The organism is Rhizobium leguminosarum (assembly GCF_001679785.1).
In the GTDB taxonomy this organism is placed as follows: Bacteria; Pseudomonadota; Alphaproteobacteria; order Rhizobiales; family Rhizobiaceae; genus Rhizobium; species Rhizobium leguminosarum_R.
Window position 1 is genome coordinate 230573 of sequence record NZ_CP016287.1, and the last position, 25763, is coordinate 256335.

Consider the following 25763-nt stretch of genomic DNA (forward strand, 5'->3'; position numbering starts at 1 on the left):
CCAGTGGGTCCTACTGGCGCTTAGATTAAGTAACTTTGATTTGCCGTCAAGTGCGAATGAAGTGAACCACTCCGGGTTTGCGGGAGTCCCAGCCCTTCCCGATCGGAAACGGTGATTGGACCTTCACCGAATAACGAGATCTTGATCGACAACAACAGTTATCGAAACTCCCGTCGGCCCTATTTGACCGAGAATTGCACTGATATGGCAGATTTCAGGCAGCGCTGGGGAGGGTGGGATGCTTCAAGTCCGCAAATTATTGACAGCCGCGATAGCCGTCATCGTGGTTGCCGTATCGTCGTCATCCTGCACGACGACCTCGAATGACTCGATGCAGACCGGCTCGGTTGGATATACCGGCGCCGACTATTCGCTCAGGCCTGCCTGCCGCGATGGATTCGGCAACGATCATCCTTGCAGCTACTAACGACCGATAGAGTGAAGCTCCGATTGCCGTGTCGTTTCGAGGGTCTGTTGACGCATTTTGCGGCATTCGCCCCGCCGCGCTTCGTCAGCGCCGTGATAGCCCTGTTCCAGATTGATAGGACGTTCAGCCGAAAAAGCGGCTGCTAGGCCCGGCTTTCCCATAGCCCGTTGATGAAGTACACAACCGATATGGTGCTCTAGGAAAGTCAGTCATGCGGTATCTTCGGTCAGGGCCGCGTCGGGTTCACACTCAGGAGGTGGGCGCCCAGCGCGCCAAAATGGTCGGCCTGAGGTCCGGTGAAATCGCCGACCGGAATATTCGCGTCATTCTGGAGGCGATCCGCCGCCATGGCCCGCTGACGCGGATGGAGCTTGGCCGGCATTGCGGCCTGACCGGCCCCGGCATTACCAATATTCTCCGCCGATTGGCTGAGGAGAAGCTTGTCACCTCCAACCGCCGCAATGGCGTTGGCGGCGGGGCCACCGCTACCGAGTTTGCCTTGCGCCCGGAAGGCGCCTTCTCGATCGGCGTCAAGCTTCGCCAAAAGCGTGGCGAGGCCGTGCTCATTGATCTGAGTGGCCAGGTCCATGACCGAGCCTATATCGAGCTGAACCCCTCAGACAAAGTTGGCCTGCTGCATGCGGCCGTCAGGGATATGGTCGATCGCCACGCGGCAGTGCCGATCATCGGCCTTGGCATCGCCGCCAACGACTGGACAGAGGAGCAAAGCGATCAGATCGCCGCGATGTCGACGATCGCGCGTCCCTATGTCGAGAACGAGTGTACGGCGAGCCTTCTCGCCGAACGCACGATCGGCAACTCCGGCAGGGAAGGCGGACTTGCGATGATCATCATCGACGACGACGTTCAGGCCGGCTTTCTCATTCGCGGTATTCCCTATTCCGGCGTGCATGGCCGGGCAGGCAGCATCGGCGAAATGCTGACCGGCCCGGACAATGTCCAATTGAACACCGTCGTCGGTTTCGAATCTCTGCGATCACGGATCGGCGACCAGGCATTCACCCGCCTGCTGCAAGGGGAGGAATTCTCCTCGCCGTCACTGTCGCAATGGATACGCGAAGCCGCAGGCCATCTGCTCGACCCGGTCATCGCTATGGCTGGTTTCCTCGCCCCGAGCGTCGTCATGATCGGCAGCGATCTGCCGCAGGGCGTGATCGAAGCGCTGATCCATCAGCTTTCGATCGAGCGGCGCGACACGTCCACGCGACCGCTGCTGACCCCCTGGATTTCGCCGATGAAACCCGCAAGCTTCAGCGGCGGCGGCGTTGCGCTCGGTGCAGCTCTCCTGCCCTTCCTCAACACTTTGCTGCTGCCGCCTGCTTCGGCGTGATGCATGTTGCCTCAGGCGAGCGCTTCATCGGTGTGGCTGAGATCGGAGGCCAGCGCCATGTCCAGGACTTTCTGGATATTGGCCGCCCGCCGGAACGAGGGTTCCTGGGTCCTGCCCGCCCGCACGGCCTGGACGAAACGCTGGTAGTTCGTCTCGACCGGATCGAAGGGCACGTCGCGCCAGGTCGCCGAGTGCACGTCTTCTCCAAGACAGGCGCGTAGCGTCGATTTTCCGGTATCGTAGATCATCTCGATCGAGCCGGTTTCGCCATAAACCCTGAGGCGCAGCTGGTCCATCTGTCCGGCCGCCGTGCGCGTCGCCTGGATCGTCCCGATCGCACCATTGGCGAAATCGACATTCATCGTGAAGCTGTCATTCGCATCGAGATCATATTCGCCGATCTTGTGGCCCGGCGCCTTATCGAAAGTCTTCAGCCGCGCGAAGACATGGGCGATGTCGAGCCCTGAACCGTAGGATGCGAAATCAACGATGTGGATGCCGATGTCGCCCAGCGCACCGTTGGATCCATGCTTCTTGCTCAGCCGCCACAGCCATTTGCTTTCGCTCTTCCAGTCGCCCCAGTGACGACCGACCAGCCAGCTTTGCAGATGCGACGCCTCGACATGGCGCACTTGCCCGATTTCGCCGGCGAGCACCATTTGCCGGCCTTTCTGAAGGGCGGGCGAATTGCGATAGGTGAAATTGACCATGCCGACCTTGCCCGATCGCTCGATGGCCTCGGTCATCTCCATGGCCTTGACCGCATCGGTGGCGAGCGGCTTTTCGCAGAAGACGTGCTTGCCGGCGGCGATTGCCTGAAGCGTCGTCGGGTGATGAATGCGGTCGGGTGTGACGTTCGCCACCGCGTCGAACTCGCCCCAGGCGAGAGCATCCTCAAGGGTTGTGAAATGATTGGCGATGCCATGTTCGGCGCAAAAGGCCGCGAGCCGCTCCGGGACGACATCGACGCCCCCCACGACGCTGACGCCTTCGATTGCCTTGAAGTTAGCGGCATGCTGGTTGGCCATTCCGCCGGTACCGAGAATGAGTAGACGCATCTTATCCTCCATGGAATTAACTTCCCGCGGCAGTTCAGCCGGGCAAAACCGCACTCGCGCCATCGCAGCCATCCGCGATTGCCTCGTGCTCTTCTTCAGGAAAATAGTGGTGGATGCGCCGCGCGTGGCGCGGAACGCTCCATCAATTTCGCGGCGCATATCCTTTTCCGGAGATCGATCTCGATTTTCAGGAACTGTGCGCTAGCTGCTGTTGATTGTCGCCAGCATCTCAACCTCCCAGGTTCTGGCCTCCCAAGCTGTGGCTTGACATCAAATCAAAGTAACTTAATCTAATTAATGCAGCACGGAATTGAGGAGAGGTCAACTGACCGCCAAGGCTGTATCCGTTCAAAATGGGGAGGAGACCCATCATGAAGAGCGCCACCGTCAGCGCATTTGCGCTGAGCACCATGTTATTTTCAGCATCCGTTTCATTTGCCCAGGAACTTGCCACTAAGGACAGGATCGGCCTAGCCGATGCGCCAAAATCCCTCGTCGTCCGTTTGACGAACGATAGTCCGAACAATTCGGATCCGGCGATCGCCGAGGGCTACCAGAAGCTCTTCGTCGATTTCATCAAAAAGCATCCGGACTGGAAATTGCAGCTGCAATTCATGTCCTCGGACATTGGAACCGAACAGGCCAAGATGCTGGAGCAGGCCAAAGCCGGCAACGCGCCTGACTGCGCTGCGGTCGACTCCTTCGTTCTTTCGCAGTTCATGGTCAATAATGTTCTTGCGGACTTCACATCGTATTTTTCGAAGGAGGAAGTGGATGACCTGTTCCCCTTCATCCGCAGCGGCATCACGGATAAGGACCAGAAGGTCCGCGCCTGGTGGTGGGATACCGACCTTCGTGTGCTCTACCGCAACAAGTCGATCGTGGCGGATGCGCCGCAGACATGGGACGACCTGAAAAAGGCCGCGCTCGCCTCCACCAAGGAAGGCATGGAAGGCGTTCTCTTCAATGGCGGGCGCTGGGAAGGGACGACGTTCGACTGGCTCGCAAATTACTGGGCGCTGGGCGGCAAGCTCGTCGACGACTCGGGCAAGCCAGTGTTCGGCGAAGGCGAGAACAAGGAGAAATTCCTAAAGGCGCTGAATTATTTCAAGGATCTCGTCGATTCGGGTGCCGCGCCCAAGCGCGTCAGCACGATCGCGAATTACGACGATATGAATGCCGCGGCCGCCGCGGCGACGACGGCTCTCTTCATCGGCGGCAACTGGCAATATGCGCAGCTGAAGGCCACGCTCGACGAGGACGAGTTCAACAACTGGACCTTCTCGCCGATCCCCGGCCCCAGCGCCGATCAGCGTTCGACCGGCACCGGTGGCTGGACGATCGCCTCCTTCAGCAAGGACAAGGACAAGATCGAGATGCGCGCCAACCTCGCACGCGAGGTCTATATGGGGCCGGCAAACGCGCTGCAGCAGCAGTTGCCGACCAGGAAGTCGCTGTTCGACAAATATGAGGTCTTCTCCACCGAAGCCAACAAGACCTTCGCCGCGGCTCTGGTCGATGGACAGGCACGCCCGGGTGTGCCGATCTATCCTGAAATCTCCAACCAGATCCAGATCATGATGGGCGACGTGCTCTCGGGGACCAAAAAGCCGGAAGACGCCTTGAATGCCGCCTTCAACGCGGCGCTGGAGGCCTACAAGCGTCTCTAGTGCTTCCGACCGTGACGGCGCCTGCCCGCCGGGCGCCGTCGACATTGCGAAACCCCGCATAGAGAAGCCAATGAGCCCCATTGCCATCGAGGCTGACAGCCCGCCTCAAAGCAGAACGTTCATGCGCCGTTTCGCCGGTGCGCCCCTGCCCTGGATCATGCCTGTGATCGTAGTCATCGGCATCTTCTATCTTTACCCCGTCATCGACGTTTTCAGGCTTTCATTCACCAATGCCACGCTGATCGGCGACAATCAGGACTATACGCTGGGGTCGATCACCAATGCGTTGAGCTCGCCGCAGCTGCCCGACATTCTGTGGGCGACCCTGATCTTCGTCGGCGGCAGCGTCATCGGCCAGCAAATTTTAGGTCTTGCGGTCGCCGTCGTGGTTATCCGCGGCGAAAAGCGCGGCCTGTTCGGCACCACCATATTGAGGACGACGGCGCTCGTTGCCTGGGTCGTTCCCGGAATTGCCGGCGGCATCATCTGGCAGATGCTCTTTTCCGAAGCGCCTTATGGTGCGCTGAACAGCATTCTGAGGCTGATGCACATGCCAACGGTCGCCTGGCTCTCCGACCCCGCAATCGCACCGTGGTCTACCCTCATCTCCAACATATGGCGTGGCACGGCATTTTCGATGGTCGTCATGTATGCGGCGCTGAAGTCGATCGATCCCTCGCTCTATGAAGCGGCCGAGGTCGACGGCGCGACGGCATCGCAGCAGTTTTTCTTCGTCACGCTTCCGCAGCTGCGCGCGGCAATCCTCGTCAACATGATCCTCATCACGATCCAGACGGTGAATACCTTCGATGCGATCATCACGCTGACGGGCGGCGGTCCGGGGCGTGCGACCGAGGTCATCTCGCTCTACGTCTTCAATATCGTCTTTAGAAACTACGACCTGTCCGGCGGCAGCGTGCTCTCCGTGCTCATGCTGATCATCAGCCTCGGGCTAGCCTTTATCTATGCGTCGTTCCTGCCGAAGGAGGAAGAGCAATGAGTGGACGGACCGGAACGCGGCTCGGCGATGCCATGAGCTATCTGTTCATGCTGGTGATGTTCGTGTTCTTCGCCGGCCCCCTTACCTATCTCCTGTCGATGGCGATGCGCGACAAGCGTGAGATCTATCGCGGCGCGGCGCGGTATATTCCCAACAACCCCACCATCGACAATTTCATCACCGTTTTGAACAACAGCTATTTCCCGATCTATCTCTGGAACGGCCTCAAGCTTGCCGCCCTCAGCGGACTGGGCGTCCTGATCGTCGCACTGCCCGCGGCATATGCCTTTTCTCGCTTTCAGTTCCGCGGCAAGGGCCTGTCGATGATGGGGCTGCTGCTTTTTCAGATGATCTCGCCGCTTGTCATCATGGTGCCGCTCTACCGCTACATGAACCGCCTCGGCCTGCTGGATACGCATTTTGCCGTCGTCATGGTCTATATCGCCCTTGGCGTTCCGCTGGCGACCTGGCTCTTGAAGAGCTCGGTCGACGGCATCCCGCGCAGCCTCGACGAAGCCGCCATGATCGATGGCTGCAATCGATTTTCGGTCTTCTGGCGTATCATTCTGCCATTATCGGCGCCGGGCATCGCCTCCGTTTTCATCATCACGGTGATTGCCGGCTGGTCGCAATTTCTGGTGCCTTTTCTGTTGCTCACGAAAAATGATCTGATGCCGATCGGCGTCGGCATCTTTAACTTCCGCGGCATGCAGACCGACTCATCCATCCAGCTGCTTGCCGCCGCCTGCCTGATCGCGGTCGTTCCGGCGATCGTCGCCTTCCTGTCGCTCCAGCGGCTGATCCTCGGTGCGATGACCAGCGGCGCGGTCAAGGGATGACGAGTGGAAGCTATGCGCAAGGAAGGATTTCGGGCATGAACCAGACACTCGGCGCCAGGCTCTCCCCGGATCTAACCGGCGCCAATGTCGAAGATGCAGGTGAACACAACAGGGCCGTCGTCCTGCGCTGCATTCATCGCCAGGCGCCGATTTCGCGGGCCGAAATCGCCAGGCGGACGGGTTTTACCAAACCGGCGATCGCCCGGATCGTCGATCGCCTGCTGGATGAGGGCCTGATCATGGAAGCCCGCCGGCGGCATGGGCTGAGAGGCCAGCCGGCGATCGAACTCGAAATCAATCCGGATGCCTGTTTTGCCATCGGCATCAACATCGATCGCGATCATCTGACGATCCTGGCCGTCGATGCCGTCGGCAATGTCCGCGCCCGCGTGCATCACGAGAAACGCTTCATCCTGCCGGCGGAATTCCTGCAGCTCACCGCCGATGCGATTTCGCATTTCCAGCGCAGCCGGCTCATCGACGACGCGCGCCTCGCCGGTATCGGTCTGGCGATGCCGGATTGGCTTGGTGAGATTTCGCTCCTCGGCAAGCCCGACGCCTATCAGGAATGGACGGCATTCGATGTGCGCGCCGCATTGGAGAATCTGACGCAGCATCCCGTCTTCATCGAAAACGAAGCCAATGCCGCAGCCCTTGCCGAACTCGACTACGGATTGGGTGCTGAAAGCAGCAGCTTCTTCTACATCGCAATCAATCCATGCCCGGGTGGCGGCCTCGTGCTCGACGGTAACGGTCATCGTGGCGCCATGGGCCTCAGCGGTGAAATCGGCTGGCTGCCGATCGCCGACGGCGGGGACGGGAAGGCCCATAAGGTCCAGCTTCTCGGCGAGATATTTTCGCTGTTTTTCCTTTATGATTTCCTCGCGCGGCATGGCGTGGAGGTGAGTGTTCCGCATGATCTTCTGACGTTGGATGCGCATGGCAGGCGCCTCGTTTCGCAGTGGCTGAAGGAAATGAGCGCGCATCTGGCAGTCGCCGTCAAGCATATCGGCATGGTCGTCGACCCAGACGCCGTCCTTGTCGGCGGCCGATTGCCGATTCGCATCGTCGACGAGTTGCTGCGTTATGTGCACGAGCATCTCGATGCCGAAGACACCAACCTTCCCTCGCTTCATCGCGCCTCGCTCGGAGAGGATGCCTCTGCCATGGGGGCGGCGGTCATGCCGATGGCAGCAGCCCTCATGCTCGCATCGGCAGATCCGGCTCAACGCACACGTTCTCCACTCAAGAACATGGACCGTCTGAACAATTGAAACGGCCGTATGGCCAGGAATTTTGGTGAAGATGGGAGGATTTTGGTGAAGATCGGCTTTTACACCTCGACATTCAACGATCGTCCCCTTGAGGAAGTGGTGGATTTCGCCGCATCGGCCGGGTTCGACGCCATCGAGATCGACGTCGGCGGCCATATCAAGACGCCGGATCGGGTGGAGGCCGCCGTCGCGCTCGCGCGCAGCCGCGACCTCTTCGTGTCGTCGATCACCTATTTCGGCAATCAGCTCGATGCCGACCGGGCAAAACGAAAGGCACTTCGCGAAAGGACTGCCGAATTTGCCGGCGCGATCGGTGAAGCAGGTGTCCCGATCTTCGTGATCTTCCCGGGCCGGGACGACACGGCAAGCGACGAAGCCAATTATGATGACTTCGCCGACTTCGCCAACGGGCTGATCGCTGAGACGCAGCCCTATGGCCTCACGTTTGCAATCGAGAACTGGCCGGGTCCGAATGACAATTTCATCGGGACGACGCCGAAAGGATGGCAGGAGCTCTTTCAGAGGATCAGGGATCCTCGTTTCGGGTTGGAATTCGACCCCTCGCACCTCATCCGCATCGGCGTCGATCCGTATCAGGCGATGGAGGCGGTGAAGGATCGCATCGCCATCCTTCATGCCAAGGACACGGCAATCGATCCGGAGAGCCTGCAGGCTGTCGGCTATCACGGCAAGGGCTGGTGGCAATACAAGCTGCCGGGGCTCGGCCTCATCGATTGGCCGAGGTTTCTGCGCCGGGCCTGCGAGGCTGGTTTCGACGGCACGCTGTCGATTGAACACGAGGATGCCGCCTATGGCTGGCCGGGCAAGGACTTAGGCGCGCGCGAAGACGGCGAGCGCCTCGGCCTCGATTATTTGAGAAATGTCCTGAGCGGACTTTGACAGCGATTTCGGGAGGACGGTAATGGCCCATGTTTCGGTCAACAATGCGCGCAAGGATTACGGCGCGTTCAAAGCCATCAAAGGCGTATCAGTCGACATCGGCGACGGCGAGTTCGTCGTTCTGGTCGGCCCCTCGGGCTGTGGCAAATCCACGCTTTTGAGGATGATTGCGGGCCTTGAGGGCATCACCGCGGGGCAGATCCAGATCGGCAAGCATATCGTCAATGAGCTTGCGCCCAAGGATCGGGACATCGCCATGGTGTTCCAAAATTACGCGCTCTACCCGCATATGACCGTTGCGAAGAACATGGGCTTTTCGCTGCGGCTGAAACGGATGCCGAGGACGGAGATCGATCAGCGGGTCGGCAACGCCGCGAAGATCCTTGGTCTTGAAAGTCTCCTGGAGCGGTATCCGAAGCAGCTGTCGGGTGGCCAGAGACAGCGTGTGGCAATGGGGCGGGCGATCGTGCGCGACCCGGCGGTCTTTCTCTTCGACGAGCCCCTGTCGAACCTCGACGCCAAGCTCAGAGTGCAGATGCGCTCGGAGATCAAGGAACTGCATCAACGGCTGCAGACGACGACCATCTATGTCACCCACGACCAGATCGAAGCCATGACCATGGCCGACAAGATCGTCGTCATGAAGGACGGCCTGATCGAGCAGTCGGGTTCTCCGCTAGAATTGTACGATCGTCCGAACAATCTTTTCGTCGCCGGCTTCATCGGCTCCCCGGCGATGAATTTCATCAGTGGCAACATGACGGAAGATGGGTTCCGCACCGCCGACGGCCTGCTCCTGCCGAGTGACCGGCATCCACCTGCAGCCGTGACCTACGGCATTCGACCCGAACATATCCGGTTGGACCCGGGCGGCATCGAGGTTACGACGGTGGTCGTCGAGCCGACGGGTTCGGAAACGCTGGTCATCGTCCGGCTGGGGACACAGACGCTGACCTGCGTCTTCAGGGAACGGATCAGGGCCGCCCCCGGCGAGGTGCTGAGGATTGCGCCAATCCATGATGCTGTTCACCTGTTTGCCGGAAACGAGCAGCGGATCACATCAGGCGAAGCCCCTTTGAACTGACCCGGCCGATTGCCCCTCCCCCTTCGGCCGGCGCCAGCCGGGGGCGCGTTTTCCGCGCCCCCGGCCCCGAATGGAAACTCTATAGAACACTGCTACGAGAAAGCCGTCAGCCAGCTCTAGCTGGCGGCGTTCCTTTTGCCGAGGAGGGCTGCGCGGATCTGTTCGCTTTTGCTCAACAGGGGAGCGGGGATCGGTGCTGTCTGCTCGGGCGCGTCTGTCTTACCGGTGGTCTGCTTGAGGCTCAGAAAGCGTTTTTGCGCGACCAGCCGGTCTTCGGACGACAGTGGTTCGACAGGTTCACCGTCAAGACCATGGCGCATGGAATCGGGTTGGGCGCTGGCGAAATAGTAGCGCCGGCCGTGGACGTAGGCCGCGGTCGCTCGCCTGAGCGTGGTGACGCCGGCATCGGGCTTCAGGAGCGGGCGGAGTTCGTTGAAAAGGCCGACGGCAAAAGGAAGGACCGGATCTCCCGCCTTGGCAGGAAGGACGCCAACCGGCCGGATCAACAGCATGTTGATCGCGTTTGCCTTCTCCACGTCGAGCTCGGTTGCCGCAATCGGTCCGCGGCTGATCTTCCAGGGCTTGTCCATGCGTCCTCCATGTAACGTCCATAGCGACCGACTGTGATGGTATCTTGACGGACAGGGCGAGTAACGGAAGTCGCACATCGTCGGTTCCACTGCAAGCAGATGAGACGCGGGAAAAGGAGCTTAGTGCCGAAATGCCGTTTCCCGGGGCTGATATGGTCCGGTGTCATCGGCTGGCGTTTCATCTAATCGTTTTTATCCAGGAATATGCATTGACCTGCCGCATCGATTACACTTCTTATCCGCGCCCAAGATGGAGTGACCGCCAGGGGAGGATATATGCGGGTTTTCTCGAGCATTGACGAGCTGCGCCACACGCTCGACGCGCTGCGGCGGCAGGGGCGAACCGTCGGCCTTGTTCCGACGATGGGCTATCTCCATGCCGGTCATATGGAGCTCGTCTCGCGCGCTCGAGCCGAGAATGACATCGTCGTCGTCTCGATTTTCGTCAATCCGCTGCAGTTCGGCCCGGCGGAAGATCTGAGCAAATATCCGCGCGATCTGGAACGCGATGCCGCCATGCTGAGGCAAGCCGGCGTCAATTTTCTTTTTTCGCCTGGCGTCGAGGACATGTATCCCCGCCCGATGCTTGCTGTCGTCGACGTTCCCGATCTCGGGCGCGAACTGGAAGGGGCGGTACGGCCTGGGCATTTTGCCGGCGTCACCACTGTCGTCTGCAAGCTTTTCAACATCGTGCAACCGCAAACCGCCTATTTCGGAGAGAAGGATTACCAGCAGGTCATCATCATCAAGCGCATGGTGGACGATCTGGCCGTGCCGGTGCGCGTGATATCGGTGCCGACGGTCAGGGACAGCGACGGCCTCGCATTGTCGTCGCGCAACGTCTATCTCAGCGAGGCGGAGCGGCGTGCCGCGGTGATCGTCCCTCAGACCCTTGACGAGGCCGAGCGTCTGGTCGCCGGCGGCCTGACCGATCCGGTGGAACTCGAGGCAAAGCTCACGGCATTTCTCAATCGCGAGCCTCTGGCAAAGCCCGAGGTCGTCGCCATCAGGGATGCCGCAACGCTGAAGCCGGTCACATCGATCGCAGATCCTGTCGTCGTGGCGCTCTTCGTTCGGGTCGGCTCGACACGGCTGCTCGACAACAGGGTCGTCAGTAGCAACCGAGTTGTCGGAGACAACCGGGTTGTCGGGAACAAAAGGGTTGTCGGCGGGCGGAGCTTGCCGGGAAAGGGAGTGACCAGATGAGCGCGGCCGGAATTCAGAAGCGCCTTACACCAGTGCGCATCTCAGCTATGAAAGGCGGCAAGCCAATCGTCTGCCTGACCGCCTATACGACCTCCATGGCGCGGCTGCTCGATGAGCATTGCGACCTCCTGCTGGTCGGGGATTCGCTTGGCATGGTGCTCTACGGCATGGAGTCCACCATCGGCGTGACGCTCGACATGATGATCGCGCACGGCAAGGCGGTGATGCGCGGCGTCGGCAAGGCCTGCGTCGTCGTCGACATGCCGTTCGGCAGTTATCAGGAATCGAAGGAGATCGCCTTCCGCAATGCTGTTCGCATCCTGCAGGAAACCGGCTGCGATGCCGTCAAGCTGGAGGGCGGCGAGGAGATGGCCGAGACCATCGCCTTTCTGACGAAGCGGGGGATTCCGGTTATGGGCCATATCGGCCTGATGCCGCAGCAGGTCCAAACCGCAGGCGGTTATCGGTCCGTCGGCCATTCCGAACACGAGACGTCGAAAATCCGCCGCGATGCCCACGCCGTTGGCGGCTCGGGCGCCTTTGCGGTCGTCATCGAGGGCACGGTGGAGCCGCTCGCCCGCGAGGTGACGGCCGCCATGCACGTTCCGACCATCGGCATCGGCGCTTCTTCCGCCTGTGACGGCCAGGTTCTGGTTTCCGACGACATTCTGGGGCTCTTCAACGATTTCACCCCGCGCTTCGTCAAGCGCTACGACGAACTCGGCAAGAGGATTTCGGCCGCCGCTGCCGCTTATGCCGACGAGGTCCGATCGCGACAGTTTCCGGCAGCGGAGCATACGTTCAAACGGCGATCTTGAGGCGAGGCCATATCAGGTCCATCACCGGGCGGCATACTGTTCGCGCATGCTGTCGGCCGACCGGCGAACCGCCTCGGAAACCTGCTGGAGTTGTTTGGCCATCGGCGTCGAATTGCGCCAGATCATGCCGATCGTTCGCGACGGCTGCGGAGACTGAAAACGGGAGATGGAGACATGCGCCGAGCGCGTTTCGAGAGGAACAGCCATTTCGGGAATCAGGGTGATGCCGATACCGGCGCTGACCATCTGGACCAAGGTGGAGAGAGAGCTGCCTTCCATGACTTCCCGGGGACGGGCCTGCCCTATCTTGCAGAACGACAGGGCCTGATCGCGAAAGCAGTGGCCTTCCTCGAGCAGCAGCAACCGCATTTCGCGCAGCGCCTCGCGTTCGGGCACCGGCTTGCCCTCGTCTTCGGGCCGCCGGACCAGCACGAACTCTTCCTTGAAGAGCTCGAGTTCTGCCAAGAAGGGTTCCGACACCGGTAAGGCAACGATTGCCGTGTCCAGCTGGCCTTGCGCCAGCTCGTGAACCAGCTTCGACGTCTGCGTCTCGCGCACCTCGATCTGGATGCCGGCAAAGCTCCTGTTCAGATCGTTGATGATCGCCGGCAACAGATAGGGCGCAATCGTAGGGATGATGCCGATGCGCAGCCGCGTCAGGAAAGGATCGCGCGCGGCACGCGCCAGATCCGCCAGCTCGTCCACGCCACGCAGGATATCGCGGATCCTGAGCGCGACGCTTTGGCCGAAAGCGGTCAGCTTCACCTCACGCGCGTTGCGCTCAAAAAGCTCACCGCCCAACTCTTGCTCAAGTTCTTTGATCTGCATTGACAATGCCGGCTGGGAGATTGCACAGGCGTCGGCGGCACGTCGGAAGCGGCCATCTCTAGCCAGTGCTTCAAAATAACGTAGCTGTTTCAGGGTAAGGTTCTTCATAAGTTCAGCTTATCGTACCGATCAGTAAATCCAACTTAAATTTATTACATGCTTCCGATATGAAGACTGCAGGGAGAGAGTGGGGCGCCAGCTCGGCTCATCTTTTTGGACCGCAGACAGATCAAGAAATCAAGGAGACGATCATGGACAACCCCACTGACAGCGCAGGCAAATGTCCTGTTGCACATGGCAATACGCCTCGCGGCAGATCCAACCGCGAATGGTGGCCCAATCAGTTGAACGTGCAGATTCTTCACCACAATTCCGGCCGCGCCGATCCCATGGGTGAGGCGTTCGACTATGCCGAGGAGTTCAAGAAGCTCGATCTCGACGGCCTGAAGAAGGATCTTCACGCGCTGATGACGGATTCGCAGGATTGGTGGCCGGCCGATTTCGGCCATTACGGCGGCCTGTTCATCCGCATGGCTTGGCACAGCGCCGGCACATACCGCATCACCGACGGCCGCGGCGGCGCCGGTCAGGGGCAGCAGCGTTTCGCGCCGCTGAATAGCTGGCCCGATAACGTGAACCTCGACAAGGCCCGCCGACTGCTCTGGCCGATCAAGCAGAAATACGGCAACAGGATCTCCTGGGCTGACCTGTTGATTCTCACCGGCAACGTCGCGCTCGAATCCATGGGTTTCAAGACCTTCGGTTTCGCCGGCGGCCGCGCCGACGTCTGGGAGCCGGAAGAACTCTACTGGGGTCCTGAGGGAACCTGGCTGGGTGATGAACGCTACAGTGGCGAACGCGAACTAGCAGAGCCGCTTGGCGCCGTGCAGATGGGCCTTATCTATGTCAACCCGGAAGGCCCGAACGGCACTCCGGATCCGCTGGCATCCGCCCGCGACATCCGTGAAACCTTCGCCCGTATGGCGATGAACGACGAAGAAACCGTGGCGCTGATCGCCGGCGGGCATACCTTCGGCAAGACCCATGGCGCTGGCGATCCGTCGTTTGTCGGTATCGACCCGGAAGGCGGCGAGCTCGAAGCTCAGGGCTTGGGCTGGAACAGCAAGTTCAACACCGGCGTCGGTCGCGATGCCATCGGCAGCGGCCTCGAAGTGACCTGGACCCAGACGCCGACCCAGTGGAGCAACTACTTCTTCGAAAACCTGTTCGCTTTCGAATGGGAGCTGACCAAGAGCCCGGGCGGCGCGCATCAGTGGCAGGCCAAGAACGCCGATGCCTCCATTCCGGATGCCTATGATGCATCCAAGAAGCATCTGCCGACCATGCTGACCAGCGACCTGGCGCTGCGTTTCGATCCCATCTACGAAAAGATCTCGCGCCGCTTCCTGGAAAACCCTGCCGAGTTCGCCGATGCCTTCGCCCGCGCATGGTTCAAGCTGACCCACCGCGACATGGGACCGAAGGTGCGCTATCTCGGTCCGGAGGTTCCGGCCGAAGACCTGATCTGGCAGGACGTGATCCCGGCCGTCGATCATCCGCTTGTCGACGACCAGGATATCGCCGCCCTCAAGGCAAGGGTGTTGGCGACCGGCCTCACCGTGCAGGAACTGGTCTCGACGGCCTGGGCATCCGCCTCGACCTTCCGCGGCTCCGACAAGCGCGGCGGCGCCAACGGCGCGCGCATCCGCCTTGCCCCGCAGAAAGACTGGGACGCCAACCAGCCGGCCCAGCTCGCCAAGGCCATTGGCGTTCTCGAAGGCATCCAGAGGGACTTCAACGCGGCTCAGACCGGGGCCAAGAAGATCTCGCTGGCCGACCTGATCGTTCTCGCCGGTGCAGCCGGCGTCGAGAAGGCGGCAGCGGCCGGCGGCAACGCCGTCAGCGTGCCCTTCACGCCGGGCCGCACGGATGCTTCCGAAGCCCAGACCGACGCGCATTCCTTCGCAGCACTCGAGCCGCGCATCGACGGCTTCCGCAACTATGTGAACGGCAAGCGCCATCAGTTCATGAAGCCGGAAGAAGCACTCGTCGACCGCGCCCAGCTCTTGACGCTGACCGGCCCCGAAATGACCGTCCTCGTCGGCGGCCTGCGTGTGCTGAAGGCCGGCGCGCCCGAGCATGGCGTCTTCACCTCCCGTCCGGAGACGCTGACGAACGACTTCTTCGTCAACCTGCTCGACATGGCCACGCAGTGGTCCCCCGTTGCCGGCAAGGACGGCGTTTACGAAGGGCGCGACCGCAAGACCAACGAAGTCAAGTGGACCGGCACCCGCGTCGACCTGATCTTCGGCTCGCACTCGCAGCTGCGCGCCTTTGCCGAAGTCTACGGCCAGGCGGATACCAAGGAGAAGTTCGTCAGGGACTTCGTCGCGGCCTGGACCAAGGTCATGAACGCCGATCGTTTCGATCTCGTCTGATCGGCAGCATTTCGCCCGGGCGCAGTTTCGGCTGCGCCCGGGCATTTTTCATCGGAGACCGGACCTACTACCCGACCGTCCAGTTCTCGAAACGCCTGATGCTCGATTGGGCGGCCACTACCCCTCCTCCGTCATCCCTGTGCCCTCAGTGCTTTGCCCGAGTGATGTCACAGGGATCCAGCGCGTCCAAGTCCTTGGGCGCGGGCGACCTCCTTGCTTTGATAAGAGTCATTCACCGCGCAGACGCGCCGTGGCTGGATTCCTGTGCCTGTCACAGGAATGAGGAGTGTGCCCCGATCGCGACACCGTCTCTGGGCTTTTAGCGAGGCAGAATGCCGAAAGGCGAAAGTGACAGCAGATCGGGATCGGTCGTCGCCGTTACTGTCGCTACCTGGGCATGGCTTATGCTGTAGCCGTAGGTGAGGACGCGGTCTCCGTCGATCATGAAGAATTGCGCCTGATCCAGGCCGGGCCGCAGGTTACCCGTCACGGTGACGGTCTCGTACATTCTTGCCAGGTGCAAAGGCTCTTCCGGAACGACACGAACCAGTTGGTTGGGCGGAGGGGACGGCATGTGACTGCAGGCTCCGGCCCAAGGCACCAGCATGAATTCGTAGACAAGATCGCCATCCTGGTCGATCGGCAGAACGAAGCCCGTCAATTGGATCGGATGTTCCTCGCCATGCCAGGCGAGTGTTTCGCCTTGTGGGCCGCTTACCGCCTTGCCCGACGGCGGAACTGTCGCTTTGGGCTGATCGGCCGGCCGTAAAGCGTTCCAGAAAATAGGCTGCGTTGCAGCGAAGGCGTCAGAAATTGGGCATGCGAAACCAAATGCCAGCGCCGCGAACGTCAGGAGCAAAGGTTTGTGCTTCATCATTGCATCTCCACGGGGCCGGCCGCTTGACCACCTTGCCGCTGCCGTATGGATGCTACTCCCGATCCCGCTCGGCCGTCAAAGCTTCCGGCGCGGATTACTCAGGGCTTTGCAGAGAAAAGGGAGAGGGTGTGCCGTGCATGCCCTCTCTTTCGTCATATTCGAGCCCGTCCTGCTGCTGTTCGGCAAGAAAGTGACGGCAGCGCCAAGGAATCGCTGCCCTCGACCGGAGGCAATAGCTCGGGGGAACGACGACCGAGTGGTTGGCAGTCAGGAGACCCCGCGTGGGGTGAACACGGGATCTCCCTGTCGGACAGGTGGGCTGGTGAAGCCTTACTTTTCCGGCATCATCGAAGAGTGGTGCGAGGTAATCAGCCAGTTCTCGTCCTTGAATTCATAGGTATAGGTGTAGCGGGCGGGAACCTTCGAGCCGTCCTTCAGGCTGAAGGTGTAGGTGCCGGTGTCGACGGCCCAGTTGCAGCCGATCTTGATGTCGCGGCTATCGATATGGCCCTTGGGCTCATTCACCAGGAAGTGCTCGAAATAATCGATCCGTTCCGCCTGGGTCAGACGAGGCTTGTCCGACAAGGTCGCGAGCAGCACGGAGTCCTCACTGTAGTTCTTGGCGACCTCCTGGGGGCTCAGGGTCGCGAGTGAGGTATTCCAGCGGTCGAAGAGCTTGGCGATTTCCGCCTCGCTTGTCGGCGCACAGGTTGCGGTTTCGGCAGCCGCCGCGGCTGACTGGACCTGAACGAAACCGAGAACGAGGGCGGCAGCAATGATGGTACGCATTTTGACTTTCCTATGTGGCGGTTCCGGCGGACATCGCATCGGTCGACCGCATGATCGACATCTAAGGTGCCCAGTGCCGCCGCCCCATCTGCCGGGTGGCTCCGATCGGGTCTGCCGAACGGCATAGATGACATTCCCGCCGGAATGACTATCGTGCCGGCGTCATTCATATCGGAGCAGTCCCGTCAGGCATGAACCACGATACAGGCGCGACGCATTCGCCGAACGTAACGGAATTGAAGGCCCTTTACCGGGCAGCGGAAGCGCGCGCGGCTCGTCTGCGCTTCATCATGGAGGCGCGAAACCTGCTTGACGCACAAACTTTCGAAGCGGCTGCTCAGGAGGTTCTGTCCCGTCTCGCCGACTTCGCGGGAGCATCTTTTGCCGAGCTCGTTTTCCCGTCCTCGCAAGAAGAGCTGCCTGTGCAGATGACGGTCGGCAAGTCGACAAGCCCCGGAAGCGACAGCATCTTGTTTACCTCGCAAGACGGCTCCGGTCTCTGCCTGACGCTGATCGGTCCGCTGAGGGGGCGCGGCGTCGATGCCGACGATCGGCAAACATTGGAGGTGGTGGCGGGACAGCTCGCCGACGCCTACAATCTCAATCGGCAGGCAGCGGAAAACCAGGCGCTTCTCGGCGATCTCCAGCGGCAGCGAAGTGAACTCGCGGCCCTTGTCGCGCAATTGATCCAGGCGCAGGAACAGGAGCGGCAGCGGGTGGCGCTTGATCTTCACGACGGCTCGGCGCAGCTGGCTGCAGGCCTCAGCTATCGCCTGCAGGACCTCGCGGCCCGTATCGGCGAGGCGCATGTCCTGAAGCCCGAGATCGACCAACTTGCTGCACTGGCGCGCCATTCCGTTGCCGATCTCAGGGCGGCCATCGCCGATCTTCGCCCGCCCGAACTCGATGATCTCGGTGTCGCCGCGGCCCTGCGCACGCGTCTCGATGCGATCGACGGTCTCGAAGTGATCGCCGACCTCGATGTCGCCTCCGACCGCTGGCCGGCATCGACCGGGATCATCTTCTATCGCGTCGCGCAGGAAGCGATCACCAATGTGATCAAGCACGCCGAGGCGAGCCGCTTGGTCGTGCGGCTCTTCGAGGACGGCGAGGGCGAAGCGCATCTCGAAGTGATCGATGATGGCAAAGGCATCGGCGAGCTGCGCCATCCCCAGATGCGGGGCGGGCAACTCGGCATCGTCGGCATGCGGGAACGGCTGGCGCTGCTCGGCGGCCGGATCGAGATCGAGGCCGGGTCTTCGGGCGGCACGCATGTCCGCGCCGCCGCCCCCCTTGCGCAGGAGACGACATCAGAATGACGGCATCGATCCTTGTCGCCGACGATCACGACATCGCCCGCGCCGGTCTTATCGCCATGATCGGCGGTCAGGACGATTTCCATGTCGGCTGGGACGTGTGCGACGGCGTCGAAGCGGTGGAGGCCTCAGCTCACCACAAGCCGGATCTGGCACTGCTCGACATCCGCATGCCGCGTATGGATGGCCTCGCCGCGACGAGGGAGATCCGACGCGTGTCGCCGGGAACACGCGTCATGATCATTACGATGCATGACAGTCTCGACTACCTGGAAGCGGCGATCGAGGCAGGCGCCACGGGCTATCTGCTCAAGGACGCCAGCAGGGAAGACATTCTCCGCACGATCCGCCGCGTCCTTCAGGGCGACGCCTTCTTCGACGGTCCGCTCGTCGCCAAGCTGTTGCGCCGCGCCGCCACCAAGCCGCAGACCAACAGCAGCGCCCTGGAGACGCTGACGATCCGGGAGCGCGAAGTCCTGTCGAAGGTGGCCGAGGGGCTGACGAACAAGGAGATCGCCAGGACCCTGAAGATCTCGCCGGGTACCGTGAAGATCCACGTCGAGCGGATCATCGGCAAGCTCGGCGCCGGCGACCGGACGCAGGCCGCGGTCATGGCCGTGCGCGGCGGGCTCGTGTCAAGATCCGGGGAAGAGCAGCAATGACCGCGACGACGCGCCGGCAGGCGCTACGCTTCGCCGACCTACCGCTTAGGGCGAAGGGCATCGTCATCATCACGGTGCCGCTGGCGCTATTGCTGGCGGCCCTCGCCTCGGTCTTCGTGGCCGACCGGCAAAGCCGGATTGCCGAGGATCAGGTGCGGGTAACGCTCGAAATCCAGTCGGGCATTCAGGAGATCCATGCCTCGATCGCGGAAGCGGCGACCGCGATGCGGGGTTATCTGCTGACCGGCAGAACCGATTTTCTTGATCCCTTCAACCGAGCTGAGGACAGATTGCCCATCGTGCTCGACGAGGTCGGCCGGCGATTGCGGGATGAAGAGCAGAAGAGCCGCCTCGAACGCATCCGCACCCTCGTCGTCGCGAAAGTCGATCGTCTCCAACTCCTGAAACAGGCCGACATCCTGCGCGCCGGCGGGCGCGAGGACCTTGCGGCCAAGCTCATCGAGGGCAAGCAGGTCCTCGATGTGCTGAGACAGGAAATCGACGCGATGAGCCGGCGGGAGGCCGATCTGCTTCACGCGAGGACCGAGGCCGCGGAGCGGGTTCGCACTCTGTCGCGAAGCCTGATGATCGCATCCGGCTTTCTTGGTTTTGCCGGCGCGCTTGTCGCCGTCTTCCTGTTTTCGGCAAGCATCGTGCGCCGTGTGCATGCGCTGAAAGCTGAGGCGCATCGGCTGTCGCAAGGCGAGGTCGTGACGGTGGCGGACCCCTTCCGCGATGAACTCGGGAGCCTCGGACAGGCGCTCGAGGATGCGAGCGTCCTTCTGAAAAAACGCGAGGCTGATCTGACCGAGAGCGAGGAGCGTTTTCGGCAACTGGTCGAAGGCGTCAGCGACTACGGCATCTTCGGGCTCGATACTTTAGGACGGGTGATAAGCTGGAATGCAGGTGCCGAGCGGATCACCGGTTATGGCGCCGAGGAGATCGTCGGGCAGCATTTTTCCCGCTTCTATCCCACGGAAACCAGGGACACATTTCCGGCAGAAGAGCTTGCCGAAGCAGCTCTTCACGGACGCACCGAAGCTGAAGGCAGGCGCGTTCGCAAGGACGGGTCGCAATTCTGGTCGCACGTCGTCGTGACCGCACTCCATGACGAGACGGGCCGGTTGCGCGGCTTTTCCAAGATCACGCGCGATATAACCGAGCGCAAGCAAATCGAAGAGGCCCTGCTTGGCGCCCGTGAGGATGCGATCCGAGCGAGTAACGCCAAGAGCGAATTTCTGTCGCGCATGAGCCACGAACTGCGCACGCCGCTGAATTCCGTGCTCGGTTTCGCGCAGCTTCTGGAAATGGACGTCACCGATACCGAGTCCAAAGACAGCGTCGCGCAGATCTTGAGGGCCGGACGGCATTTGCTCAGCCTCATCGACGAGGTTCTCGACATGGCGAGGATCGAGGCCGGGCGCATGGATCTCGCTGTTGAAGCACAGCCCGTCGCCGAGGTGATCGATGAAGCCGTGTCGCTTGCAAGACCGCTCTGCGGCAAGCAGCAGATCACGATCGAGGTCGTCGAGCCGGCCGAGCCGGATATTTCGGTGCTCGCCGACCGACGGCGTCTGCTGCAGGTGTTCCTCAACCTCCTCTCCAATGCGGTGAAATACAATCGCCCCCAAGGAAGCGTAACCGTCAGCCACCGCGCGATGGATGGCGGCCGTATCCGCATCGAGGTCAGCGATACCGGTCCCGGCATTCCGGCCGAACGCGTCTCCCGGCTTTTCACCCCGTTCGATCGGCTGGGAGCGGAACGGATCAGCCAGGATGGAACGGGTCTCGGGCTCGCGCTGTCGAAACATCTGACCGACGCCATGGGCGGAACGCTCGGCTTCAGCAATCGGGAAGGCGGCGCCACTTTCTATGTCGATCTGCCGCGCGCGCCTGCAGCGCCAGAGGCAAGACCGGTTGCGATGGGAAGCCCGCCGTAAGGCATCGCCTTTGATTTGGCCGCGCCGCTTGATATCAGTTCGGCATCGCTTCAACGAAATATTGGGTCCATGACAGATTCCACCGATATCGTGCGCCGATCGACGATCCTGATCGTCGACGACGAGCCCGCCAATGCCTCGCTGCTGGAGCGTATCCTCAAGCGCGAAGGCTTTACGGCGCTGATCAGCACCACCGAACCGCGCGAGGCCTTGCGGCTCTTTCGCGAACATTCTGTCGATCTTGTTCTTCTCGATCTGATGATGCCCGATCTGGACGGTTTCGCCCTGCTCGAGATCTTTGCGAGGCTCATTCCCGAAAACAGCTATCTGCCGATCCTGGTTCTAACCGCGGATGCGACACTACCGACGCGCCGGCGGGCGCTTTCTCTCGGCGCGAAGGATTTTCTGACGAAGCCGTTCGATGCGATCGAGGCCATTCTGCGTATCTTCAACCTTCTCGAAACCCGCATCCTGACCCTGGAGCTTGCCAAACACGGGCTGACAACGCCGAAATCGGAGCGTCCCCGAATTGATTGATGCGGATCGCGCCGACAATGGGGGCCAGCCAGGGCCCCCACTCAACTCAGAACATGGTGTTCTTGTTTGCCGCCTCTTTCGGAACGGCCTGGATCACGTCCCAGTGCTCGACGATCTTGCCGTCCTTGACGCGGAAAATATCGACGATCGCCTGGCCGCGGTCATCGGCGCCGTTCGTCGCGTGCACATGCAGCCAGACGAGATCGCCATCGGCGGCGCTACGGACGATCTCGGCTTTCGATTGGGCATTCTCCTTGAAGAAGCCGGTGAAGAAGGAAATCAAAGGCTTCTTCCCATCGGGAACTTGGGGATTGTGCTGCCGGTAGTCGTCAGCGACGACCGAGGCGGCCTCGATATCGTGCTTGTTGAAGAACCTGTCGTAGAATTCCACCACCAGCTTCCGATTGGCTTCCTCGATCTTCAAATCCCGCGAGGCCGATTCAGCAATGGCCCCGGCCGGCGCGGCGACGCCTGCCAAAATGACGAGTGCGAAAAGCGATTTCCCGAATGTCATGCATCAAGCTCCTTGGTATGGATTCGCGATCTAGTCTAGTTTCCGTCCATAAACGCTGGTTTTCTTGAGCTTGCAGCGCACTTGGGTTCCGCTTGGTGGCCGCTTTGAAGCCATGCGGTGTGGCTCATGGGTGCTAATTGCGGCGGCCAGGATTTCTGGTGGACATGCGCGCATTGGCAACTGCCGGCGTCACGCCGGTCCGGTTTTGGCTGGCGACATGGGATGTCAGGTCGGCCTGAGGCGGGCGAAGAGGGCGAGATTGTATGCGACCACCGAGGACCAGACATAAGCCTTGAAGTGGTCGAGCCCACGCCAGGTGCAGCGCCCCAAGCCGTAGGCGCGTTTGAGGCAGGAGATGCCGGCCTCGATGCCGGCGCGGAAGTTGCGCAGCTTGCGATAGACCCAGCGGCTCTTGACCATGTCTTCGATCCTGAGGCCGCACTTCTTGTGGAAGGCCATGTCGCAGATGCCCCAGGCTTTGGCTCGGCTCAAATTATCGCGGCTGGCATAGCCGCCGTCGGCCGCCGCCTGACGCGGCGCCTCGCCCCAGATGCCGATGTGGCGTTCCAGCATCGGCAGCAAGCGCTCGCTGTCGGCCGGGTTGCCGGTTTCGACGACGAGGTCGAGGATCAGCCCGCTTGTGCCGGTGGTCAAATTGATCTTATGGCCATACTCGACGTCGCGGCTGCCTTTGACGATGATGTCGGCATGCGGCTCGAACAAACTGACCAGCTTGTCGCCAGCCGGCACCGCCTCGCCGGCCAGGACCCGCCGCTCGGTCTGGGCGATGATCCGTTCGATCAGCGGCTTATAGTGGCGGAGTTGGGCCTGCCAGAGTTCGACCGCCGGGCCCGCCGCCAAGGGCAGTTGCGCCGCCGCCTGTTCGAGATAGCTCAAGGTGGTGCGCGTGATCCTGAGCAGCGCGCGATAGTGCTGAACTCGTTTCGGACGACCGCGGGTAAATTGGATCGCCCGGGATCGCTTCTTCGCCGCGCGGCAGTGATCGTGCCATGAGATGGCGCTGCCCAAGGAAGCCGCCTGCTGCAACAGCCGCACCATCACCCGCACGCAGTCCCACAAAAGACTACTGTCGCTCGGTTCGTGCATCAGCGCCGAAGTGACGGTGCTGTCGATGCGCACGACCTTGCCGCGTTCCACCTTGTCCTGCCGGGCGCTCGTCAACAGCACGCGATTGATCGCTTCAAAGGTCCCGGCCCGGATCGCGCTGATCGTCTTGTGCAAGACCGACTTCTTCGGGTTCCACCCCCACGGCAGCCGGGCAAAGGCCCGGAACGAGGCGGAATCTTCCAGATGAAAGGCCAACTCCTCATAACTCAACTGACGGTGTTGTTTGAGCAGGGCGCAACGCAGCACGGCCTCCGCCGGCAGGCCCTCGCGGCCGGTCTCCTTGACGCCGTGGCGGCGCAGGTCCTGCGCTACCAGCCCGAGCAGATCACGATGCTCATCCAGCCATTGCGACATGGCTTTCAGCTCGCGGCCGATCTCGTGTTCGGCGAAAAGATCGAATATATTGGCTTGGACGGTGCGTTCTTGGCGCATTGTCGGCTCCGGCGGTTGCGGGTTTGTCTTTAGAATCAATGGCTTGATCTAAAGTATACCTGAAACCGCCGGGCTTTGCCCGTCGCAATATCGCTATTCCTCCAATAATTTCAGTGGTTTACCGTTTGTGGACGGGCACTAGTCTAGAAAGCAGACTATAAGAGCTGGTCTATGAAACCGCGGCATGCCTAGCAAGAAGGCAGGTTTTAGTGGCAAGGTCAGCCAACGATGACCGAGGACGGAGCATGCCCAAGGAAACGGACGAGCCGAAACAACAGCCCGGGGCGGGATGCCCGATCAGAGGCGTGCTCGATCGTATCGGCGATCAATGGAGCCTGCTCACCCTCGAGGCACTGGAAGACGGAAAGAAACGCTTCAACGAGCTGATGCGCGAGATCGGTGACATCTCGAAGCAGATGCTGTCCAAGACGTTGAAGCATCTGGAGCAGGACGGCTTCGTGCGGCGCACCGTCTATCCGGAGGTTCCGCCTCGCGTGGAATATGAGCTGACGGAGCTGGGGCAATCCTTCCTCATTCCCTTGAAAACCCTGATCGGATGGGCCGAGCAGAACCATGCGGCAATCACCATCGCGCGGCAACGGCACGAAGACGCCTGGGGACAGCGTCCGTCAGGCCAAGAGCACCTTGCCGCCCGCTCGGAAGGGAAGAGCGGATTGCAGGGCTTGCCGGACATTTTCCAAGGGGAATACCTCCCGCACCTCGGTCGCGATGACCTTCGAAGCAATGTGCGCCGCGATCTCGGAATAGGCCCGCTGGACGTCGCCCATAGCTTGCGAATGAACCCATTCCCGGAGGTGACAATAGGAAAAGGCGATATCGGGATGGGAGGCCCAGAAGGAAGCCGGAATGCTTTGGCCCGAAAGCAGGCCGTAATGCACGAAATGCCCGCCGGGCTTCAGCGCATCGGCGAGGGTCGCGGCGCGTGCGCCTCCGACGCAATCGAGCACCGCGTCGAGCCCATGCCGGCCGGCGAGCCCGGCGACCAGATCGCTTTCGCTTTCCTCCCTATCGACGATGACAGCCTCGACCCGGCCGCGTAGGCGCTCGAGCGATCCCTCGCTACGGACGATGGCGACCGGCTCTACGCCTGCGGCATTGGCGAGACCGATCAATATCGCTCCGATCGAAGAGGCGGCGGCGTTGATGGCGATGCGCATGCCCGGCCTCAGCCCGATCTTCTTATGCAGCATCAGCCAGGCCGTCATCGGATTGACGTAGCTCGTCGCAGCTTCGAAGTCGGTGAGCTCGTCTGGAACACGCAGGCACCAGCCGGGATCGGTATCCTTGAATTCCTGCCAGCCACCGGCGCTGCGCACCGGCAGCACGCGTGTTCCCGGCGAAAGCCCATGAACCTCCTCGCCGCACTGTTCGACCACGCCGAACGCTTCGAAGCCGGGAATGAAAGGCAATGTCGTGCGTCCACCATAGGCCCCTGATATGGTGATGATATCGGACGGATTGATCGCCCGCGCCAGCAGGCGCACTCTCACCTCGTCGCGCCGCAGCGGCGGCAGCGCAGCCTGCTCGAGTTCGACGACATCCTGAGCCGGGCCGAATTTTCGCACGACCGCCTGATATTGCATTGCATCCCCCACACACTGCGGTTAGATCACCCCGTCGAATTTTCGGTGATCGAATGAGCGTTGACGACAGGCCTTTAGCATCGTTCCGGGTCTCGATGCGAGACATCGACATCTATGGTCATGTCCACAATTCCCGTTATCTCGACTATTGCGAGGATGCGGTCGTCGAGTTTCTGCGGCAACGGCAAATTCTCAGCCATTTCCGTCACACCTCCTCCGGCGTTGCCTATCACGTGAAGAAGGCGGAGATCACCTTTCACAGCCCGATCGACCTCGACGACGTTGTCGAGGCAAAGGTGGACGTGGAAAAAATCGGGCGCACGAGTCTGTCCTTTGCCATAGAACTCTTTCGCCAGCGCGATGGCGCTCATTGCGCCTCGGCGCATTTCGTCTGGGTCTGCGTCGGCCTCTCCGACAGCCGCCCGACGCCGATTCCCGAAGCGACCAGAGCCGCTCTGTCTCCCGGCTGATTGCCGATCAT

General features: G+C 61.2%; 24 protein-coding genes and 1 pseudogene. 17 read left to right on the forward strand and 8 right to left on the reverse strand.

Annotated features, from left to right (window positions below):
• The first annotated feature begins 238 nt into the window (after nucleotides 1–238).
• Both BA011_RS25500 and BA011_RS25505 read left to right on the forward strand, forming a co-directional pair.
• Nucleotides 239–427, forward strand: a complete 189-nt coding sequence (locus tag BA011_RS25500) for a hypothetical protein (RefSeq protein ID WP_065282823.1) — start codon at nucleotides 239–241, stop codon at nucleotides 425–427.
• A gap of 211 nt (nucleotides 428–638) precedes the next feature.
• Entirely contained in the window at nucleotides 639–1778 is a 1140-nt protein-coding gene (locus BA011_RS25505) for an ROK family transcriptional regulator (RefSeq protein WP_065282824.1), read from the forward strand.
• A gap of 11 nt (nucleotides 1779–1789) precedes the next feature.
• Here the strand turns inward: BA011_RS25505 and BA011_RS25510 are convergent, their stop codons facing one another.
• Nucleotides 1790–2836 carry a Gfo/Idh/MocA family protein gene (locus BA011_RS25510; protein ID WP_065283516.1) on the reverse strand — a complete coding sequence of 349 codons (1047 nt, stop codon included), beginning with the start codon at nucleotides 2834–2836 and terminating at the stop codon, nucleotides 1790–1792.
• A 371-nt stretch (nucleotides 2837–3207) separates the two neighbouring features.
• Here BA011_RS25510 and BA011_RS25515 point away from each other — a divergent pair, with 371 nt between their 5' ends.
• The 6 genes from BA011_RS25515 to BA011_RS25540 all read left to right on the forward strand — a co-directional run bounded on the left by BA011_RS25515 (nucleotide 3208) and on the right by BA011_RS25540 (nucleotide 9603).
• A complete protein-coding gene (locus BA011_RS25515) occupies nucleotides 3208–4506 on the forward strand; it encodes an ABC transporter substrate-binding protein (protein ID WP_065282825.1) in 1299 nt (432 codons plus the stop codon).
• 70 nt (nucleotides 4507–4576) lie between these two features.
• A complete protein-coding gene (locus BA011_RS25520) occupies nucleotides 4577–5506 on the forward strand; it encodes a carbohydrate ABC transporter permease (protein WP_020047456.1) in 930 nt (309 codons plus the stop codon).
• Nucleotides 5503–6345, forward strand: a complete 843-nt coding sequence (locus BA011_RS25525) for a carbohydrate ABC transporter permease (RefSeq protein WP_011649125.1) — start codon at nucleotides 5503–5505, stop codon at nucleotides 6343–6345. The genes BA011_RS25520 and BA011_RS25525 overlap by 4 nt, the downstream gene beginning before the upstream one ends.
• Before the next feature lie 35 nt (nucleotides 6346–6380).
• Nucleotides 6381–7619, forward strand: a complete 1239-nt coding sequence (locus BA011_RS25530) for an ROK family transcriptional regulator (RefSeq protein ID WP_065282826.1) — start codon at nucleotides 6381–6383, stop codon at nucleotides 7617–7619.
• Nucleotides 7620–7664: 45 nt separating this feature from the next.
• Nucleotides 7665–8519: a sugar phosphate isomerase/epimerase family protein gene (locus BA011_RS25535; RefSeq protein ID WP_065282827.1), complete on the forward strand. Its 855-nt coding sequence runs from the start codon at nucleotides 7665–7667 to the stop codon at nucleotides 8517–8519.
• A gap of 22 nt (nucleotides 8520–8541) precedes the next feature.
• Nucleotides 8542–9603 (forward strand): ABC transporter ATP-binding protein, encoded by a 1062-nt coding sequence (locus tag BA011_RS25540; protein ID WP_065282828.1) that lies wholly within the window; start codon nucleotides 8542–8544, stop codon nucleotides 9601–9603.
• Nucleotides 9604–9719: 116 nt separating this feature from the next.
• Here BA011_RS25540 and BA011_RS25545 read toward each other — a convergent pair whose 3' ends face one another.
• Nucleotides 9720–10193 (reverse strand): ProQ/FINO family protein, encoded by a 474-nt coding sequence (locus BA011_RS25545; protein ID WP_065282829.1) that lies wholly within the window; start codon nucleotides 10191–10193, stop codon nucleotides 9720–9722.
• A 276-nt stretch (nucleotides 10194–10469) separates the two neighbouring features.
• On the opposite strand from BA011_RS25545, the gene panC reads away from it, so the two are divergent.
• Nucleotides 10470–11399 (forward strand): pantoate--beta-alanine ligase, encoded by a 930-nt coding sequence (gene panC, locus BA011_RS25550; protein WP_065282830.1) that lies wholly within the window; start codon nucleotides 10470–10472, stop codon nucleotides 11397–11399.
• The gene (gene panB / locus BA011_RS25555; RefSeq protein ID WP_065282831.1) at nucleotides 11396–12217 is read left to right on the forward strand and encodes a 3-methyl-2-oxobutanoate hydroxymethyltransferase; all 822 of its coding nucleotides are present in this window, start codon (nucleotides 11396–11398) and stop codon (nucleotides 12215–12217) included. Before panC ends, panB begins: the two co-directional genes overlap by 4 nt.
• Nucleotides 12218–12238: 21 nt before the next feature.
• Here panB and BA011_RS25560 read toward each other — a convergent pair whose 3' ends face one another.
• On the reverse strand, nucleotides 12239–13153 hold the full coding sequence (locus BA011_RS25560; RefSeq protein ID WP_065282832.1) for a hydrogen peroxide-inducible genes activator: 915 nt from the start codon (nucleotides 13151–13153) through the stop codon (nucleotides 12239–12241).
• 143 nt (nucleotides 13154–13296) lie between these two features.
• On the opposite strand from BA011_RS25560, the gene katG reads away from it, so the two are divergent.
• Nucleotides 13297–15483 carry a catalase/peroxidase HPI gene (gene katG, locus BA011_RS25565; RefSeq protein WP_065282833.1) on the forward strand — a complete coding sequence of 729 codons (2187 nt, stop codon included), beginning with the start codon at nucleotides 13297–13299 and terminating at the stop codon, nucleotides 15481–15483.
• 319 nt (nucleotides 15484–15802) lie between these two features.
• On the opposite strand, the gene BA011_RS25570 is transcribed toward katG, so the two are convergent.
• Both BA011_RS25570 and BA011_RS25575 read right to left on the reverse strand, forming a co-directional pair.
• Complete coding sequence (locus tag BA011_RS25570) at nucleotides 15803–16360, reverse strand: DUF3299 domain-containing protein (protein WP_065282834.1); 558 nt, start codon at nucleotides 16358–16360, stop codon at nucleotides 15803–15805.
• A 330-nt stretch (nucleotides 16361–16690) separates the two neighbouring features.
• The gene (locus BA011_RS25575) at nucleotides 16691–17149 is read right to left on the reverse strand and encodes an SgcJ/EcaC family oxidoreductase (RefSeq protein ID WP_065282835.1); all 459 of its coding nucleotides are present in this window, start codon (nucleotides 17147–17149) and stop codon (nucleotides 16691–16693) included.
• 191 nt (nucleotides 17150–17340) lie between these two features.
• Between BA011_RS25575 and BA011_RS25580 the strand changes: the two genes are divergently transcribed.
• From BA011_RS25580 to BA011_RS25595, 4 genes are all read left to right on the forward strand, one after another.
• Entirely contained in the window at nucleotides 17341–18468 is a 1128-nt protein-coding gene (locus tag BA011_RS25580) for a sensor histidine kinase (RefSeq protein WP_065282836.1), read from the forward strand.
• Nucleotides 18465–19127 carry a response regulator gene (locus BA011_RS25585; protein WP_065282837.1) on the forward strand — a complete coding sequence of 221 codons (663 nt, stop codon included), beginning with the start codon at nucleotides 18465–18467 and terminating at the stop codon, nucleotides 19125–19127. Before BA011_RS25580 ends, BA011_RS25585 begins: the two co-directional genes overlap by 4 nt.
• The gene (locus BA011_RS25590; RefSeq protein ID WP_065282838.1) at nucleotides 19124–21067 is read left to right on the forward strand and encodes an ATP-binding protein; all 1944 of its coding nucleotides are present in this window, start codon (nucleotides 19124–19126) and stop codon (nucleotides 21065–21067) included. Before BA011_RS25585 ends, BA011_RS25590 begins: the two co-directional genes overlap by 4 nt.
• Nucleotides 21068–21136: 69 nt before the next feature.
• On the forward strand, nucleotides 21137–21604 hold the full coding sequence (locus BA011_RS25595) for a response regulator (RefSeq protein WP_065283517.1): 468 nt from the start codon (nucleotides 21137–21139) through the stop codon (nucleotides 21602–21604).
• Between the two features lie 46 nt (nucleotides 21605–21650).
• On the opposite strand, the gene BA011_RS25600 is transcribed toward BA011_RS25595, so the two are convergent.
• On the reverse strand, nucleotides 21651–22118 hold the full coding sequence (locus tag BA011_RS25600; protein ID WP_065282839.1) for a nuclear transport factor 2 family protein: 468 nt from the start codon (nucleotides 22116–22118) through the stop codon (nucleotides 21651–21653).
• Between the two features lie 225 nt (nucleotides 22119–22343).
• Entirely contained in the window at nucleotides 22344–23678 is a 1335-nt protein-coding gene (locus tag BA011_RS25605; RefSeq protein WP_065279157.1) for an ISNCY family transposase, read from the reverse strand.
• A 245-nt stretch (nucleotides 23679–23923) separates the two neighbouring features.
• Here BA011_RS25605 and BA011_RS42150 point away from each other — a divergent pair.
• A pseudogene (locus BA011_RS42150) lies at nucleotides 23924–24292 on the forward strand (winged helix-turn-helix transcriptional regulator); the annotation flags it as partial.
• A 15-nt stretch (nucleotides 24293–24307) separates the two neighbouring features.
• On the opposite strand, the gene BA011_RS25615 reads toward BA011_RS42150, so the two are convergent.
• Complete coding sequence (locus BA011_RS25615; protein WP_065282841.1) at nucleotides 24308–25282, reverse strand: zinc-dependent alcohol dehydrogenase family protein; 975 nt, start codon at nucleotides 25280–25282, stop codon at nucleotides 24308–24310.
• Nucleotides 25283–25335: 53 nt separating this feature from the next.
• On the opposite strand from BA011_RS25615, the gene BA011_RS25620 reads away from it, so the two are divergent.
• On the forward strand, nucleotides 25336–25752 hold the full coding sequence (locus BA011_RS25620) for an acyl-CoA thioesterase (protein WP_011649139.1): 417 nt from the start codon (nucleotides 25336–25338) through the stop codon (nucleotides 25750–25752).
• The last annotated feature ends 11 nt before the right edge of the window (nucleotides 25753–25763 follow it).